This window comes from Streptomyces sp. NTD107 (assembly GCF_059510435.1).
Map to the genome: position 1 here is coordinate 461,180 of NZ_JCAJZV010000003.1, position 16,543 is coordinate 477,722.

Below are 16,543 nucleotides of genomic sequence, written 5' to 3' on the forward strand. Positions count from 1 at the left end.
GGTGGTGGGGGTCCATGTCATATCCGGGCAACGGAAAAGACATCCACGTAACAGGCCCGGGCGCCGAAGTCCCGCCCGAGGCGTGGGCCGCGCTGCTCAGCCCGCGCCTCGCCCAGTTCGCCGCCGTCGCCCGCCACGAGCACATCACCCAGGCCGCCCGCGAGCTGGGCGTGCCCCAGTCCACCCTCAGCCGCGCCATGGCCCGCCTGGAGGCCGATCTCGGGGTGGCGCTGCTGGCCCGGCACGGCCGCAATGTCAGCCTCACCCCGGCGGGCCGGGCCTTCGCCCGCTCGGTGGAGCGCTCGCTCGGCGAGATCGGCCGGGCGGCGGAGGCGGTACGGGCCGACGCCGATCCGGCGGCCGGCAAGGTGGCGTTCGGCTTTCTGCACACCATGGGCCCGGAGACCGTACCCGCCCTGATCCGGGAGTTCCGCCAGGACCACCCCCGGGTCCGGTTCGCGCTCGTCCAGAGCTACGGCGAGGACATGATCGAACGGATGCGGCTGGGCCAGCTCGACCTGTGTCTCACCTCGCCGATCCCCGAGGCCCCCGACCTGGTGACCCGGCGCCTGGACGAGCAGCGGCTGTTCCTGGTGGTGCCGGCCGGGCACCGGCTCGCGGGGCGCAAGCGGGTGCGGCTGGCGGAGGCGGCGGACGAGGCGTTCGTCACCCTCGAACCGGGGTACGGGCTGCGGAAGCTGACGGATGTGCTGTGCGCGCGGGCCGGGTTCATACCGAAGATCGCGTTCGAGGGGGAGGAGCCGGAGACGCTGCGCGGGCTGGTGGCCGCCGGGCTGGGGGTGGCGCTGCTGCCGCCGCCGATGGTGCCGCGCCCCGGCGCGCGGGATCTGGCGGTGACGGCGCCGCGCGCGGTGCGCGAGATCGGCGTCGCCTGGCTGGCCGGGCACCCGGACACCCGGCCGGTCGCCGACTTCAAACGGTTCCTGCTGGGGCGGCGCGGCCGGTTCGCCGGTTCGGGCCGCACGGAGCCGGGCGGTACGGAGCCGGCCGGTACGGACCCGGCCGGTACGGACCCGGGCCGGGCCGGAGCGGATCACGCGGCGCCCGGGTGACGGCGTCCGTCCACCCCATCTACGCGCGTAGGCGCTACAGTGCCGGGATGACTCAGACCACCCCGCCGGACCGGGAACAGATCCGGCGCGCCCCCAAGGTCCTGCTGCACGATCACCTCGACGGCGGGCTGCGCCCCGCCACCATCGTCGAACTGGCCGCCGAGCAGGGCTACGACCGGCTGCCGGCCACCGACGCCGGCAAGCTGGGCGCCTGGTTCCGCGAGGCCGCCGACTCCGGTTCGCTGCCGCGCTATCTGGAGACGTTCGCGCACACCTGCGCCGTGATGCAGCGCCGCGACGCGCTCGTACGGGTGGCCGCCGAGTGCGTGGAGGACCTGGCGGCGGACGGGGTGGTGTACGCGGAGATCCGCTACGCCCCCGAGCAGCATCTGGAGGACGGGCTCACCCTGGAGCAGGTGGTCGAGGCCGTCAACGAGGGCTTCCGCGAAGGCGAACGGCGGGCCGCGCTGACCGGCCACCGGATCCGTACCGCGGCCCTGCTCACCGCCATGCGGCACGCCGCGCGGGCCTTCGAGATCGCCGAACTCGCCAACCGCTACCGCGATCGAGGCGTCGCCGGCTTCGACATCGCCGGTGCCGAGGCGGGCTTCCCGCCCACCCGGCACCTGGACGCGTTCGAGTTCCTCAAGCGCGAGAACAACCACTTCACCATCCACGCGGGCGAGGCGTTCGGGCTCCCGTCGATCTGGCAGGCCCTCCAGTGGTGCGGCGCCGACCGGCTGGGCCACGGGGTGCGGATCATCGACGACATCGAGGTGGCGGAGGACGGTACGGTGCGGCTGGGGCGGCTGGCGGCGTACGTGCGCGACAAGCGGATTCCGCTGGAGATGTGCCCGACCTCCAACCTCCAGACGGGTGCGGCGCCCTCGTACGCCGAGCATCCCATCGGACTGCTGCGGCGGCTCCGGTTCCGGGTGACGGTCAACACCGACAACCGGCTCATGAGCGACACGAGCATGAGCCGTGAATTCGAGCATCTCGTACGGACGTTCCGGTATTCCCTCGATGATCTTCAGTGGTTCACGGTGAATGCGATGAAGTCGGCGTTCATTCCTTTTGATGAACGTCTCGCCATGATCAATGAGGTGATCAAGCCGGGATATGCCGCACTACGCTCCGAGTGGCTGTTCCCATCCGTGTCGGAAAACCCCGCCTGACCTGGTCGGATGACGGGGCGGTGCGGCGGATGGACGTACCGGAAAAGGCAGTTGATCCGACCGGCGGGCGGGACGCGCGAGACATTTCGATCCTTTGCGGCGCGGGCTTTCAGTGGCTACGTTCGCCCTCGGGCCCTCGCCGCTGACATCCCACCCCACGCAAGGACGTAGTGACTCATGAAGCACACAACCGTGAAGACCCTGGGCGCCGCCGCCGTCGGTGCCGCGCTCGCCGCCACCGGTGCCGGTTCCGCCCACGCGCTGGGCGAGCAGCTGGTGGCCGGGACCACCGGCCAGGTCGTGAAGGCCGTGCCGCTGGGCGATGTGGCCGGTGGTCTCACTGGTAACGGCGACAACGCCGCCGCGGGCCTCCAGGAAGTCACCAAGCCGCTGAACGGCGCCACCGACCCCAGCGCCCTGCTGGGCAGCAACGGCGATGTGCTGAACCAGGCCACCAGCGGCCTGCTGGGCGGCCTCCCCGCCGGCGCCCTCAGCGGCAGCGGCCTGCTCTGATCCACCCGGCGAAAGGGCCGCACCCCGGCGCGTGTACGCACGCGGGGCGCGGCCCTTTCCGCTGTCCCCGGGCAGGTCAGACGCGCTCCACATACCCGGCCCGCCACTGCGGCGCCGGATCGGAGCCCACCTCGCTCCAGTACTCACGGCCCCGGACGATCCGCCCGTCCCGGACCGTCCAGAACGAGGCCACCCGGTGCACGCCCATGGTCTCGTGCGGGACCTCCACCTCGGAGACGACTTCCGCGCCGTCCGCCACGATGCGCAGCACCCGGATCGACCACCCCTCCGGATACTCCGCGTTGATGCGCACGAAGTTCTCCCGCCCCACGATCCGCTCGCCGCTGACGGGCCACTCCACGACCACATCCTCGGCCAGCGCTTCACGCACCCCGGCCCAGTCCCGCGCTTGCATGCGGTCCCACAGGCCCTGAACAGTCTTTATCGGCTTCACGGGCGCATCATGGCAGCCGGCACTGACACACAGCCGGCCCCGACAGCACCACTGGCTCGGGACCCGGTCGGCACCGGCTCGGCACCGGCTCGGCACCGGCTCTCATCAGCGGGCGGCGATCCCCGCGCCGCCCGTGGCCGTGGCCGTGGCCGGCGCCCTGGTCAGGGCGACCCGGTGGGTGCTGCGGCGGGCCTCCGGACGGCGGAACGGGGCCGCCGAGCCGATCGGCGCGGGCACGGTGTCGGGCTCCGCGCGCGGGGACGGCGACGGCGGCCGGGTGTCGCGCAGCAGCAGGTCCCGCAGCTTCCCGTAGCACAGCAGATGCGTGAGGGTGACCCCGCAGGCGTTCAGCAGCAGCGAGTCCACATCCGCGACCCGGGTGGGTTCCAGCGACTGCATGAGTTCGATCCCGAGCGAGATCATCGCAGCCGCGAACACGGTGCGGAAGAGCGAGACAAAGCGCGAGCCGCCCAGCCGCTGGCCCAGCAGCGGCAGCAGCACCCCCAGCGGGGCGAAGACCGCCAGCCCTGCCCCGATGGTGCGCAGCGCCTGCCCCGGACCGGCCGCGAGGTCGGCCCGGATGGTCGCGAACGGCTCCAGGTTGGGCGGTGAGACCCACATCACGGTGCGGGGCCGCAGCATCAGCCAGCCGACGACGGCGAGGTAGCAGGTGAGCAGCAGGAAGGCCGTCACCCGTACCCTCGGGTCGACCTTCTGGTCGCGGGCCTCGCCGCGATGACCGCTTTCGCGCTTGGCGGGCCCGGCCGGGCCGCCGTGATGACGGTGCACGGATCTCAGGACGCCACTGCCCCCCGCAGCGGTTCCGGTTCCGGGCGAGTGTGATGGGCCGCACGGGCGGCTCCTACAGGGAGCGGCCCACCGAGGGAGCCGACTCGGGGCTGTGCCGCATCGCCGCGCTGCACGGGTAGGTCTGCGGGCGCGGATCGGGCGAGTCGGCGGGGCCGCCGAGTACCACGGCGTGGCCGTTGCCCAGCTGCTCCAGTTGCGCGAAAGTGCAGATGATCTGTGCGAGTGCGAACGCCGACAGTTCGCTGGGGCGTTCGCTCAGCCGCAGCACCGTGCCGGGGTCGTCCCCGACCGGTCCGCTCACCGTGAGGCCCAGGGGTACGGCGCTGGTGAAGCCGGCCGCCCGCTCGTTCTCGCCGGGGTCGTTCTGCAACTCCGTCAGCAGGGCGGCGGCCAGCGCCACCCGGTCCTGGCCGGCCGCGGCGGTGTCGACGGCGCGCGCTACGGCCTCCACCCGGGTGCCGCACACCAGATACACCGAGGTGGTGTCGGTGGCGGTGCCGGGGGCGCCGCTCTCGCCGGTCGCGTTCATCGTGGTGTCGCAGCTGGCCCGGGACGGGGCGGGCCCGGCGTCCACGGGCACATTGGTGGGGCGGATACCGCACCCGGCGGTGCCGGCCAGCGCGACGATCGCCGCCGCGGCCAGCAGCGCCCCGGACCGTACCCGCACCCGCGACCGCGACCGTACCCGTGACTGCGCCAGCGCCCGCACCCGTATCCGTACCGCAGGCCGTCCCGCCCGGCCCGTACGTGCCCTCACGGGGTCCGCTCCTCTCCGTCGTCGCCGCGCTCCCCGGGCGCCTCGCGCGGCAGCCGCAGGGTGAACACCGCGCCGCCGCCCGGGGCGTTGGCCGCCGAGATCTCGCCGCCGTGCAGATGGGCGTTCTCCAGGGCGATGGACAGGCCGAGACCGCTGCCCTCGGAGCGGGGCCGCGACGCGCTCGCCTTGTAGAAGCGGTCGAAGACGTGCGGCAGCACCTCCTCCGGGATGCCGGGCCCCTGGTCGGCGACCTCCACCACCACGTCGTCCCGCCCCGTCGCCGGGTCGCTCTCCTCGCGCACCGAGACCCGTACCGACCGGCCACCGCCGTGCTTGAGGGCGTTGCCGATCAGATTCGCCAGGATGACATCGAGGCGGCGCGGGTCCAGCCGGGCGGTGATCGTACGGTCGGCGTCCAGCTCGACCGCGTCCAGCCAGGCGCGGGCGTCGATGCAGTGGGTGAGCTGGTCGGCGATGTTGACATCGTCCACGACCATCTTGGCGGTGCCCGCGTCGAAGCGGGTGACCTCCATCAGATTCTCCACCAGGCTGTTCAGCCGCCGGGTCTCGCTCACCACCAGCTGGACGGCGGGCGCGATCATCGGGTCGAGGCTGTCGGCCTCCTCCTCCAGCACATCCGTCACGGCGGTGATCGCGGTCATCGGGGTACGCAGCTCGTGCGACATGTCGGCGACGAAGCGCCGGCTGGCCGCCTCCCGGGCCCGCAGATCCTCGACCCGGTGCTCCAGGGAGGCCGCGGCGGCGTTGAACGTACGGGACAGCTGCGCCAGCTCGTCCGCGCCGCGCTCCTCAAGGCGGGTGTGCAGCTTGCCCTCGCCGAGCCGCCGCGCCGCGTTCGACAGCCGGGCGACCGGCCGCAGCACCATGGTGGCGGCGGCCTGGGCGAGCAGCGCGGAGCCGATCACCGCGAGCGCGGTGGCGATGCCGAGCGACCAGGCCAGGGAGTTGAGGTCGTCGCGCTCCGGTATGAGGGAGGCGAGCAGGTAGCCGGTGGGGCCGCCGTCGATGACCTGGGCGCCGCCGATGAGATACGGGTCGCCGTCGATCTCCACCCGCTGCCAGTACAGGTGGTAGGGGGCGTCGGTGTCGTCGCGCTCCTGGTGCACGGCGTCCCTGAGCGAGACGGGGATCATGTCGAGCCGGAAGCTCTTGGGGGCGGTCTCTATGACGCAGTCGCCGTCCGGGCCGCCCTCGTCGACCAGCACCACCTGGTACGTCTGGTTGCCGCTGGTCATGATCGTGCCCATGTCGCGCAGCATTTCGCAGGCGGCGTGCTCGGGGAGGCCGCCCGCGCCGTCGCCGAGCGCCTGGCTGAAGTCCTTGAGCGCCGAGTTCTGCGCGCGGGTGAGGACGGCGTCGCGGTTGAGCCAGTACGCGATCCCCGACACCGAGACGGCGGCGACCAGCGCGACCAGGGCGAAGACGGTGACCAGGCGCAGCCGCAGCGAGGTGAGGCGCAGCGCGCGGCGTATGAGCCGGCCCCAGCGCCGGGTTCCGGTCGGGGTGCGGGTCACGAAGGGGCGTCCAGCCGGTAGCCCACGCCGCGCACCGTACGGATCAGCTTGGGGGAGGAGGGCACGTCCTCGACCTTGGCGCGCAGCCGCTGGACGCAGGCGTCCACCAGGCGGGAGTCGCCGAGGTAGTCGTGCTCCCACACCAGGCGCAGCAGCTGCTGCCGGGACAGTGCCTGGCCGGGGCGGCGGCTGAGTTCGAGCAGCAGGCGCAGTTCGGTGGGGGTGAGCTGGAGGTCCTCGCCGTTCTTGGTGACGGTCATGGCGGCGCGGTCGATGGTGATGGCGCCGAAGGTGGCGGCGTCGTGCGACTCGCGCTCGCCGCGCCGCATGACGGCGCGGATGCGGGCGTCCAGGACCCGGCCCTGTACGGGTTTGACGACGTAGTCGTCGGCGCCGGATTCGAGGCCGACGACGACATCGATGTCGTCGCTGCGGGCGGTGAGGAGGATGATCGGCAGCTGGTCCGTGCGACGAATGCGACGGCAGACCTCAAATCCGTCGATTCCGGGCAGGTTGACGTCCAGAACGATGAGATCGGGCCGCTGCTCGCGCAGCAGCGTCAGACCGTCCTCGCCGGTAGCGGCGGTCACCACGCGGTGCCCCTGGCGAGACAGGCTCATCTCCAGGGCGGTACGTACCGCCTCGTCGTCCTCGATCAGCAACAGGAAAGCCACGCGGCTCATTGTGGCCTATGGACCCCGGGGAGTTCGACCGTGCGTTCCCGGAACGGAGCCGGCGGCCCTGTGACACCGCTGTGACAGTTGGGGGACGGGCCCATGAAACTGGCCGGGCAATGTATTCCCCGACGCACCGAGTACGGCACGGCAACACGATGGGGGCAGCGGGATGAGCGCACTGCACAGCATCAGCAACACGGCAGTCATCGGTACGACGCGCGCTCGCACCTCCGTGGTTCCCGTGCGGTGCGACGTGACGGGGAACACGTCGTCGACCGCATCGTCCGGCGTCGCGAACAGGCTTGGGGGTCATCGCGGCATCGGTCATCCGCGTCCGGCGCACCTCAGCGCGGTGGACACGGTGGGGGGGAAGACGGGGGAGAACGGGGGGATCGGGGGAACCGGGGGAACCGTGCGGGGAGCGCGGCGCGAGGGGGTCACGGAGGCGGAGTTCACCGCCTACGTGCAAGAGCGCCGCGCCTCCCTGTACGCAACCGCCTACCACCTCACCGGTGACCGGCACGAGGCGGAGGACCTGCTCCAGAGCGCGCTGCTGTCCACGTACCGCGCCTGGGAGCGGATCACCGACAAGGCGGCGGTCGGCGGCTATCTGCGCCGCACCATGACCAACCTGCACATCAGCGCGTGGCGCCGCCGCAAGCTGAACGAGTACCCGACCGAGGAACTGCCCGAGGCGCCGGGCGAGTACGACACGATGCGCGGCACGGAGCTGCGCACCGTGCTGTGGCAGGCGCTGGCGCGGCTGCCCGAACAGCAGCGCACGATGCTGGTGCTGCGCTACTACGAGGGCCAGACCGACCCGGAGATCGCGGACACGCTGAACATCAGCGTCGGCACCGTGAAGAGCAGCATCTGGCGCACCCTGCGCCGGCTGCGCGAGGACCGCTCCCTGAGCATGGGGCGGGACCAGGAGGAGTCCTTCGGCGAGCTGGTGGCCTGAGGGATCGGGGGAAACAGGGGAAACGGGGGAACGCGGGGAAACCCGAGGGAAAGGGGAAACGGGGGAAACACGGGGGAACCGAGCGGGGTCCGGCGCCTGGGGGGCACCGGACCCCGCTGAAGTCTGCACGGTCGGGTCAGGGCACCCAGCCGAGGGTCATGACCCCGATGCTGATGGTCAGCTCCTGGACCTCATAGATGACGCGGTAGCGGCCGATCTTGATGCGTCGCAGGTCGTTGGACCCGTAGGGGGCACTGCCTTCGGGCCGGGGATCAGCTGCCAGGAGGTCGACAGAGGCGAAGACCTGCCTGAGGCCTTCGGGATCTTCCTTGAGGAAACGGGCGGCTGAGTTGAGTGCTCCCGGACTCCAGTCCACTCGGTAGTTCACTCGCTGCTGTCCTGATCCAACCCGAGCCTGCGACGGGCCTCTTCGTGGGGGATGAGCACCAATGTGCCCTCGGCCTTCTGGCGCTGGTACTCGGACACGGCCAGGGCTTCTTCCAGATCCGCCAGATCCTGCGGGTTGATCAGTATGGCGGCAGCATGGCCGTGGTCGGTGATGGTGATGCGCTCGTGGGAATGCGCAGCCCGGCGGATGAGCGTGCCGAACTTCGCGCGGGCTTCCGTCATCGCATAGGTGTCACTCATGTCGAGCAGAGTACATAACTCTGCTGAGTAGTGTACAAAACTTGACACTCGCGTACGCCGATCGCCTACTCAACGACGGCTGCCTCCGACCAGATCGGCGATCCGCGCCCGCGCCTCGTCCCGGCCGCACGCGTACGCGCCCAGCGCCTCGTGCCGCGCCACGATCCGCCCCTCCGCGCGCATGAGCTTCCACCCCCGCCGCAGCAGGAACGTCAGCGACTTCCGCGACTCGCGCACATCGCGCACCAGCCGCCGCCGGAAGGTGGTCAGCGGCCGGTTGCGCAGACACAGCGTGTCCGCCGCCAGGCCCTCCCGCCCGCACTCCGCGCTGATCTCGGCCGCGAAGATGCCCTCCGCGACGAACAGCGGAGCCCCGCCCAGGTCGAGCGGCGCGCTGCCGGTGATGGCGGAGGTGGAGATGTCGTACACGGGAACGGTGGCCCTGCCCTCCACGCACAGCCGCCGGACCGCGTCGAGCGCCGCCGCCGCGTTCCAGGAGGCCGGGTGGTCCCAGTCCGTGTCACCGGAGCCGTCCGGCAGCGGGGGCAGGGTGGGGTCCGTGCCCTCCTTGTAGAAGTCGTCGAGCCGCAGCACCGGCAGCCCGGAGCGTACGGCGAGCCTTGACTTCCCGGAACCGGAGGGGCCGGTCAGCAGGATGACCCGGGCCCGGGGTCCGGGCTCCGGGTCCGCCTGCGACGTGGGTGGTATCGGCGGGGTGCGCGGCGTAACGGTCACGGGACCCCATTGTCCCGTATGCGCGCCGTTCAGACGCCGATGGGGTGCCAGACGGTCTTTGTTTCCAGGAACGCCAGCAGCCGGCCGGTGCCCGGGTCGGCCGTCCAGTCCTCGGGGGGCGTGGGCCGCAGCACCCGCTTGAGGTTGTCGGCGGCGGCCGTCTCCAGCCGTACCGCCAGCTCCGGATCGCCGACCGTGCCCGCCAGATCGAGCGCGTTGACGTCCTGGTGCGCCGCCAGCGGAAGGCCCAGCTCCGCCGTGTCGCCGGAGAGGATGTTGACGACCCCGCCCGGCACGTCGGAGGTGGCCAGCACCTCGGCGAACGACAGCCCGGGCAGCGGCGCCTTCGCGCTCGTCACCACCACCGCCGTGTTGCCGCCGGCGATGACCGGCGCCAGGACGGAGACGAGGCCGAGCAGCGAGGAGCGCTGCGGCGCCAGTACCGCGACCACGCCGGTCGGCTCGGGCACCGACAGGTTGAAGAACGGTCCGGCCACCGGGTTGGCGCCGCCCGCGATCTGCGCGATCTTGTCGGTCCAGCCCGCGTACCAGACCCAGCGGTCGACGGCCGCGTCCACCGCCGCCAGCGCGGCGTCCGCCGGCAGCCCCTCGGCGTCGGCGACCTCGGCGGCGAACTGCTCGCGGCGGCCGGTGAGCATCTCGGCGACCCGGTACAGCACCTGGCCCCGGTTGTACGCGGTCGCGCCCGACCAGCCGGGGAACGCCTTGCGGGCGGCGACCACCGCGTCACGGGCGTCCTTGCGGGAGGAGAGGGGCGCGTTGGCCAGCCAGCCGCCCCGGGAGTCGGTCACCTCGTACACCCGTCCGCTCTCGGAGCGGGGGAACTTGCCCCCGACGTACAGCTTGTAGGTCTTCAGCACGCTGAGGCGCGCGGCGGTCGGGGCCGTCTGCACGGTCGGCGCCGTCTGCACGGTCTTCTTCTTCTCAGACATTGAGGTACGCCTCCAGACCGTGCCGGCCGCCCTCGCGCCCGAAGCCGGACTCCTTGTAGCCGCCGAACGGCGACGTGGGATCGAACTTGTTGAACGTATTGGCCCACACCACGCCCGCCCGCAGCTTGTCCGCCACCGACAGGATTCGCGAGCCCTTCTCCGTCCAGATGCCGGCGGACAGGCCGTACGGCGTGTTGTTCGCCTTGGCCACCGCCTCCTCCGGGGTACGGAACGTCAGCACCGACAGCACCGGGCCGAAGATCTCCTCCCGGGCGATGCGGTGCGACTGCTGCACATCGGTGAACAGGGTCGGCGCGAACCAGTACCCCTGGGCGGGCAGTTCGCACGAGGCAGGTGACCAGCGCGCGGCACCCTCCGCCTCACCGGCCGCCGCCAGCTCCTGGATGCGGCCCAGCTGCTCGGCGGAGTTGATGGCGCCGACGTCGGTGTTCTTGTCCAGCGGATCGCCCACCCGCAGCGTCTCCATGCGCCGCTTGAGCGCGTCCAGCAGCTCGTCGCGCACCGACTCCTGGACCAGCAGCCGCGATCCGGCGCAGCACACATGGCCCTGGTTGAAGAAGATGCCGTTGACGATGCCCTCGACGGCCTGATCGATGGGCGCGTCGTCGAAGACGATGTTCGCGGCCTTGCCGCCCAGTTCGAGGGTGAGCCGCTTGTGGGTGCCCGCGACCGTACGGGCGATGGCCCGGCCGACCTCCGTCGAGCCGGTGAAGGCCACCTTGTCGACGCCCGGGTGGGCGACCAGCTCGGCGCCGGTGGAGCCGTCCCCGGTGAGGATGTTGACGACGCCGCGCGGCAGTCCGGCCTGGCGGCAGATGTCGGCGAAGAACAGCGCCGACAGCGGGGTGGTCTCGGCGGGCTTGAGGACGACCGTGTTGCCGGTGGCCAGCGCCGGGGCGACCTTCCAGGCGAGCATGAGCAGCGGGAAGTTCCACGGGATGACCTGGGCGGCCACCCCCAGCGGGCGCGGCTCCGGGCCGAAACCGGCGTACGCCAGCTTGTCGGCCCAGCCCGCGTAGTAGAAGAAGTGCGCGGCGGCCAGCGGCAGATCGGTGTCGCGGGACTCGCGGATCGGCTTGCCGTTGTCGAGGGTTTCGAGCACGGCCAGCTCGCGGGAGCGCTCCTGGAGGAGGCGCGCTATCCGGAAGAGGTACTTGGCGCGCTCGGCGCCGGGCAGCGCCGACCAGGGGCCGAAGGCGGTACGGGCCGCCCGGACCGCCGCGTCCACGTCCGCCGCCCCGGCGTGGGCGACCTCGGACAACTGCTCCTCGGTGGCGGGGGAGTGGGTGGGGAAGACCTTGTCCTCGGCGGCGGGTCGGAACTCGCCGTCGATGAACAGGCCGTAGGAGGGGGCGATGTCGACGACGGCGCGCGACTCGGGCGCGGGTGCGTACGCGAAGATGCTCATCAGTCTCGTGGTGTCCTTGCGTCCTCGGATGCTGTCAGTCGACGGTGACGTAGTCGGGGCCGCTGTAGCGGCCGGTGGCCAGCTTCTGCCGCTGCATCAGCAGATCGTTCAGCAGGCTGGAGGCGCCGATCCGGAACCAGTCGGGGGACAGCCAGTCGGGGCCCGCGGTCTCGTTGACCACCACGAGGTACTTGATGGCGTCCTTGGTGGTACGGATGCCGCCGGCCGGCTTCACGCCGATCTGGCGGCCGGTGGCGGCGCGGAAGTCGCGCACGGCCTCCAGCATGAGGAGGGTGTTGGGGAGGGTCGCGTTGACGGATACCTTCCCCGTGGAGGTCTTGATGAAGTCCGCGCCGGCCAGCATCGCCAGCCAGGAGGCGCGGCGGATGTTGTCGTAGGTCGACAACTCGCCGTTTTCGAGGATGACCTTCAGATGGGCGGGTCCGGCGGCCTCGCGGACGGCGGCGATCTCCTCGAAGACATGCAGGTAGCGCCCGGCGAGGAACGCGCCCCGGTCGATGACCATGTCGACCTCGTCCGCGCCGGCGGCCACGGCGTCGCGGGTGTCGGCGAGCTTGACGGGGCGGGCGGCGCGGCCGGCCGGGAAGGCGGTGGCGACGGAGGCGACCTTCAGGGGCGTGCCGGCCAGCGCTTCCTTGGCGGTTGCCACCATGTCGGGATAGACGCAGATGGCGGCGACATGAGGCACGCCGGGGGCGGTCGGGTCGGGCCGCACGCCCTTGGCGCACAGCGAGCGCACCTTCCCGGGGGTGTCCGCGCCCTCCAGGGTGGTCAGATCGATCATGGAGATGGCCAGATCGATGGCCGCCGCCTTGGCGGTGGTCTTGATCGAGCGGGTGCCGAGGGTGGCGGCACGGGCCTCAAGGCCGACCGCGTCGACGCCGGGGAGGCCGTGGAGGTAGCGGCGCAGGGCCGCGTCGGAGGCGGTGACGTCCGCGAGGGCGGCGGGGGCCGGGGCAGTGGGTGGCATGCTCACGAGCCGAGCATATCTACGCGCGTAGTGGGAGGCCACCCCCGGATCCGCCGGATTCGCTGCTCCGGGTGGGCAACCGAATCGCGAGAAGTGGTGGTCGAGGGGGTGAAGGGTTGAAGAGGTGGTGCGGAGATGAAGCCCGAGGACGAGGAAGAGTTCCAGGGGTTTGTGCGCAGTCGCTGGCCCAGGCTGGTGCGCACGGCCTACCTGCTGACGGGTGACGCACACCTGGCCGAGGACGTCGCACAGAGCGCGCTCACCAAGGTGTACCGCTCCTGGCGGCGGGTGCGAGCCAGCGACAATCCGGACGCCTATGTCCGGCGGGTGCTGGTGAGCTGCCACCACGACCGGTTCCGCAAACGGCGAGTCCGTGAGCACCTGACCGACATCCCACCGGATGTGCTGACCGCGCCCGACGACCTGGCCCGCGCGGATCAGCGGGCACTGCTGGAGGCGGCCCTGCTGAAGCTGCCGAAGCGGCAGCGGGCCGTGGTGGTGCTGCGGTACTGGGAGGACCTGTCGGAGGCCGAGGTGGCCGTGGCGCTCGGCTGTTCGAAAGGGACGGTCAAGAGCCAGTCGGCCAAGGCGCTGGCGAAGCTGCGGCAGCTGGTCCAGCACAGCCCGGTGGCCGCCCTGCGGTGAGGGCCGGCCGGCACCGCCCGGACGGAGGGTGGGCGGTGCCGGGAGAGAGATCGAGGCCACGGCCAGGACCAAGGCCGGGGCCAAGAAGTGGGCAGGGCGAAAGAAGAGAGTGAGCTGGAGATGACCAACCAGAACGAGACCGAGGTCGAACGTCGGCTGCGTGAGCTGCTGGCCGAGCGGGCGGAGGGGATGGTGCCGCCCGAGGCCCCCGTCGAGCGGATCGCCCAGCAGGGCCGGGCCTCCCAGCGGCGCGGAAGGGTGGTGCTGGGCGCGGGCCTGGCCGTGTTGGTGGCCGTGCCCGGCTTCGCGATCGCCGCGCAGGCGGGCGGCGACAGCGATCCCGGGGCGGGCGCCACCGGCGTACTGCCCGCGGCACCCCCGGCGGAGGCCCCCGGGGCGACCGATGGGGCGACCGGCGGGGCGACCGGCGGGGCGACCGGCGGGACGACCGACGAGGAATCGCACGAGGTGACCGCCGATCCGGATGACGCGGACCACCCGCTGCCCCCGTCCGACCCGGAGCGGCAACTGCTCGACGGCATCACCCTGGAGCAGGCGACCGAGAGCCTGGAAGCCTGCCTCGCCGAGGGCCTCGGCGCGAACCTGGACCCCGACACGGAGTGGTCCAGGCCCGTTCCCGCCATCGACAGCCTGCGGATCCTGCTCGCCTGGCAGGGCGAGGGCGACGCCAACCGTGGCCCGGAGGCGCGGCGGCAGGTGCTCGCCGTGACGGACGATCCCACGGCCGAGGAGCACCACCAGCTGACCTGCGCCACCGACAGCGCGGGGGCATTCCAGAACGTGCAGCACAGCGTCGGCCGGTCGGTGGAGATGGACGAGCTGGGCTGGCTCGTCGCCCCGGATGTCAATGCCGGCCGGCACTACGCCAGTGACGAGTGGGCCCCGCCGTTCCGCTGGGCTAACTACGGGATGATCGACCCGCAGGTCGGGCGGGTCACCATGACCTACGCCGGCGCCACCCACGACGCGATCCTCGACTCCGGATACTTCGTGGTCGCGGGCATCGCCGAGGATGCGCCGACGGGCGATCCGGTGATCAAGGGGTACGACGAGGACGGTGAGCTGATCTTCGACTCACAGACCATCGACCTCCCGTAAGGCGGATTCCCGCAGAGCGAACACCTCACAGGACCGGTCGGGGGATGAGTCCGGCACAATCGGGGCCATGACGAGTGAGCCCCAGAAGTACGCCGACCGCGTCTACCGCTCCGGCTCGGCACTCGCCGCCGGTGTGCTGCTGACCGGTCTGGCCGCCTGGCTGGGCGGGGACGCCATCCTGCGGGGCGACGGCCGTACGCCGGTGATCGCCGTGGCCGCGCTGCTGCTGGTGGTGCCGCTGGTCAGCGCGTTCACCTTCCGCCCGGCCGTTTACGCCGGTGACGAGCGGCTGCGGGTGCGCAACCCGTTCCGCACCATCGTGGCCCCCTGGGCCACGGTGGAGAGCGTGAAGGCGGCCTACTCCTGCGAGCTGACGGCGGGCGGCGCCACGTACCAGCTGTGGGCGATCCCGGTCTCCCTGCGCGCCCGCGGCAAGGCCACGCGTCACAACGAGCGCCTTGCCGCGGGCGAGCAGCCGCGCGGTGGCCTGCTCGGCATGGGCGGCGGCCGGGACCGGATCGGCCAGGACGCGGACCGGCCCCGTACCGCCCCTTCCGATGTGGCGGTGGCGGAGCTGCGCGACCTGGCCGAGCGGCACGCGGGCGACGCGGGCGCACAGGGCGAGGTCACGGTCCGCTGGTCCTACGAGACCCTCGCCCCGCTCGCGCTGGGTGTGGTCGGCCTGCTGATCCTGTGGATCACCGGCTGAAGCGGCCGGAACAGCTGAAAGGAAACAGAAGAAGAATGATGATGGGCATGGTTCTGGGCGACATGGACTCCCGCACTTCGACGCGGGAGCGGTAGCCCACTCCGAACCGAGGTCACCCCTCCCCCTCCTCGTCGAAGTGCTCTTCGTGCAGGCCATCGCACGTTCGATCACGAGGAGTTCCCCAGCCGTGTCCACGATCATCCACTGGACCGAGCACCACATCACCCGGAGCGCCCACTGGCACTCCGAGAACGCCACCCCGCCGCCGCACCGCATCGTCGTCACGGGCGATGGTGACGGCCATGGTGACGGCGACCGCATGAACGCCGCCACCGCCCACCGGCTGGCCCGCGAGGGCACCGCACTGCTGTGGCGCGGCGACTTCCCACAGGCGCGGCAGCTGCTGCGGGCGATGGCCCGCCACATCGACCGGACGGCGCCACCGGCGCGTACCTTCGCCGAACACCGCCGCGCCCGGGCGCACCGCGCCCGCGTGCTGGGGCGGGTGCTGGTGCTGCTGCCGGACGGCCGGTCCCTGGACCTGCGCCGGGCGCCGGACGTCCGCGCGGCCTGCACCGAGGCGTACGGCCCGCCCCCGTCCGCCGGCTCCCGCCCCGGGCTCGGCCTCGGCCCCTGGCTGGTCTCGCTCCGGGAGCTTCTGGGCGTGATCGGCGCGCACGAGTGGCGCCGCAAGGGTGTCCAGGTTCCGGCCCTGGGGGCCCGCGTCCACCCGCACTACGGGGTGTTCTCGCCGGTCCGGGGGGAGTATGTCGACCTGGTGGCACAGGCACCCCTGCCGGGCCCGGTGCGCACGGCCTTCGACCTGGGCACCGGCACCGGCGTGCTGGCCGCCGTGCTGGCCCGCCGGGGCGTGCGGCGGGTGGTGGCCACCGACCGCAACCCGCGCGCCCTCACCTGCGCCCGCGCCAACGCGCGCCGGCTGGGCCTGGCCGACCGCATCGAGGTGACCGGCCCCACCCTCTACCCCCCGGGGCACCCCGGGGGCCGGGCCGACCTGATCGTTTGCAACCCGCCCTGGCTCCCGGCCCGCCCGACCTCCGTGCTGGAACAGGGCGTCTACGACGAGGACGGCGCGATGCTGCACGGCTTCATGACCGGCCTGCGGGACCGGCTGACCCCGGCCGGGGAAGGCTGGCTGATCCTGTCCGACCTGGCCGAACACCTGGGTCTGCGCACCCGCGCCGAGCTGCTGGCCGCCTTCACCGCGTCCGGCCTGCACGTCCGCGCCCGACTGGACACCCCACCCCGTCACCCCCGCGCCCACCACCCGGACGACCCCCTGCACCTGGCCCGGGCGGTGGAGATCACCTCGCTGTGGCGCCTGGCGCCGCGCCC

At 72.2% G+C, this 16,543-nt stretch carries 19 protein-coding genes; 8 read left to right on the top strand and 11 right to left on the bottom strand.

Translation table 11 applies throughout. From position 1 onward, the window contains the following. The first annotated feature begins 14 nt into the window (after window positions 1-14). The 3 genes from AC5WRL_RS09770 (at window position 15) to AC5WRL_RS09780 (ending at window position 2,764) form a co-directional block, all read left to right on the top strand. Window positions 15-1,073 (top strand): LysR family transcriptional regulator, encoded by a 1,059-nt coding sequence (locus AC5WRL_RS09770; protein ID WP_496087970.1) that lies wholly within the window; start codon window positions 15-17, stop codon window positions 1,071-1,073. A 47-nt stretch (window positions 1,074-1,120) separates the two neighbouring features. Next, a complete protein-coding gene (locus AC5WRL_RS09775) occupies window positions 1,121-2,251 on the top strand; it encodes an adenosine deaminase (protein ID WP_496087971.1) in 1,131 nt (376 codons plus the stop codon). 177 nt (window positions 2,252-2,428) lie between these two features. Then, complete coding sequence (locus AC5WRL_RS09780; RefSeq protein WP_496087972.1) at window positions 2,429-2,764, top strand: hypothetical protein; 336 nt, start codon at window positions 2,429-2,431, stop codon at window positions 2,762-2,764. Window positions 2,765-2,840: 76 nt separating this feature from the next. Here the strand turns inward: AC5WRL_RS09780 and AC5WRL_RS09785 are convergent, their stop codons facing one another. The 5 genes from AC5WRL_RS09785 to AC5WRL_RS09805 form a co-directional block, all read right to left on the bottom strand. Next, window positions 2,841-3,218: a nuclear transport factor 2 family protein gene (locus tag AC5WRL_RS09785; protein ID WP_496087973.1), complete on the bottom strand. Its 378-nt coding sequence runs from the start codon at window positions 3,216-3,218 to the stop codon at window positions 2,841-2,843. A 105-nt stretch (window positions 3,219-3,323) separates the two neighbouring features. Next, window positions 3,324-4,007: a VanZ family protein gene (locus AC5WRL_RS09790; protein WP_496087974.1), complete on the bottom strand. Its 684-nt coding sequence runs from the start codon at window positions 4,005-4,007 to the stop codon at window positions 3,324-3,326. 73 nt (window positions 4,008-4,080) lie between these two features. Next, window positions 4,081-4,785 (bottom strand): hypothetical protein, encoded by a 705-nt coding sequence (locus AC5WRL_RS09795; protein WP_496087975.1) that lies wholly within the window; start codon window positions 4,783-4,785, stop codon window positions 4,081-4,083. After that, on the bottom strand, window positions 4,782-6,419 hold the full coding sequence (locus AC5WRL_RS09800) for an ATP-binding protein (RefSeq protein ID WP_496088013.1): 1,638 nt from the start codon (window positions 6,417-6,419) through the stop codon (window positions 4,782-4,784). The genes AC5WRL_RS09795 and AC5WRL_RS09800 overlap by 4 nt, the downstream gene beginning before the upstream one ends. Further along, complete coding sequence (locus tag AC5WRL_RS09805; protein WP_496087976.1) at window positions 6,317-6,994, bottom strand: response regulator; 678 nt, start codon at window positions 6,992-6,994, stop codon at window positions 6,317-6,319. Before AC5WRL_RS09805 ends, AC5WRL_RS09800 begins: the two co-directional genes overlap by 103 nt. Before the next feature lie 172 nt (window positions 6,995-7,166). Between AC5WRL_RS09805 and AC5WRL_RS09810 the strand changes: the two genes are divergently transcribed. After that, the gene (locus AC5WRL_RS09810; RefSeq protein ID WP_496087977.1) at window positions 7,167-7,958 is read left to right on the top strand and encodes a SigE family RNA polymerase sigma factor; all 792 of its coding nucleotides are present in this window, start codon (window positions 7,167-7,169) and stop codon (window positions 7,956-7,958) included. Between the two features lie 136 nt (window positions 7,959-8,094). Here AC5WRL_RS09810 and AC5WRL_RS09815 read toward each other — a convergent pair whose 3' ends face one another. The 6 genes from AC5WRL_RS09815 to deoC all read right to left on the bottom strand — a co-directional run bounded on the left by AC5WRL_RS09815 (window position 8,095) and on the right by deoC (window position 12,714). Then, window positions 8,095-8,346 carry a type II toxin-antitoxin system RelE family toxin gene (locus tag AC5WRL_RS09815; protein ID WP_496087978.1) on the bottom strand — a complete coding sequence of 84 codons (252 nt, stop codon included), beginning with the start codon at window positions 8,344-8,346 and terminating at the stop codon, window positions 8,095-8,097. Then, window positions 8,343-8,606, bottom strand: a complete 264-nt coding sequence (locus AC5WRL_RS09820; protein WP_496087979.1) for a type II toxin-antitoxin system Phd/YefM family antitoxin — start codon at window positions 8,604-8,606, stop codon at window positions 8,343-8,345. Before AC5WRL_RS09820 ends, AC5WRL_RS09815 begins: the two co-directional genes overlap by 4 nt. A 69-nt stretch (window positions 8,607-8,675) precedes the next feature. After that, complete coding sequence (locus AC5WRL_RS09825) at window positions 8,676-9,341, bottom strand: uridine kinase family protein (protein WP_496087980.1); 666 nt, start codon at window positions 9,339-9,341, stop codon at window positions 8,676-8,678. Window positions 9,342-9,370: 29 nt separating this feature from the next. Further along, window positions 9,371-10,294: an aldehyde dehydrogenase family protein gene (locus AC5WRL_RS09830; protein WP_496087981.1), complete on the bottom strand. Its 924-nt coding sequence runs from the start codon at window positions 10,292-10,294 to the stop codon at window positions 9,371-9,373. Beyond that, window positions 10,287-11,723 carry an aldehyde dehydrogenase family protein gene (locus AC5WRL_RS09835; RefSeq protein WP_496087982.1) on the bottom strand — a complete coding sequence of 479 codons (1,437 nt, stop codon included), beginning with the start codon at window positions 11,721-11,723 and terminating at the stop codon, window positions 10,287-10,289. Before AC5WRL_RS09835 ends, AC5WRL_RS09830 begins: the two co-directional genes overlap by 8 nt. Before the next feature lie 34 nt (window positions 11,724-11,757). Beyond that, window positions 11,758-12,714, bottom strand: coding sequence for a deoxyribose-phosphate aldolase (deoC, locus tag AC5WRL_RS09840; RefSeq protein WP_496088014.1), 957 nt, complete (start codon window positions 12,712-12,714; stop codon window positions 11,758-11,760). Between the two features lie 135 nt (window positions 12,715-12,849). Between deoC and AC5WRL_RS09845 the strand changes: the two genes are divergently transcribed. The 4 genes from AC5WRL_RS09845 to AC5WRL_RS09860 all read left to right on the top strand — a co-directional run. Then, entirely contained in the window at window positions 12,850-13,359 is a 510-nt protein-coding gene (locus AC5WRL_RS09845; RefSeq protein WP_496087983.1) for a SigE family RNA polymerase sigma factor, read from the top strand. A gap of 120 nt (window positions 13,360-13,479) precedes the next feature. Continuing rightward, window positions 13,480-14,478 (top strand): hypothetical protein, encoded by a 999-nt coding sequence (locus AC5WRL_RS09850; protein WP_496087984.1) that lies wholly within the window; start codon window positions 13,480-13,482, stop codon window positions 14,476-14,478. 67 nt (window positions 14,479-14,545) lie between these two features. After that, a complete protein-coding gene (locus tag AC5WRL_RS09855) occupies window positions 14,546-15,187 on the top strand; it encodes a PH domain-containing protein (protein WP_496087985.1) in 642 nt (213 codons plus the stop codon). Window positions 15,188-15,374: 187 nt separating this feature from the next. Further along, the coding region (locus AC5WRL_RS09860) for a methyltransferase (protein WP_496087986.1) at window positions 15,375-16,543 on the top strand (1,169 nt) is incomplete at its 3' end.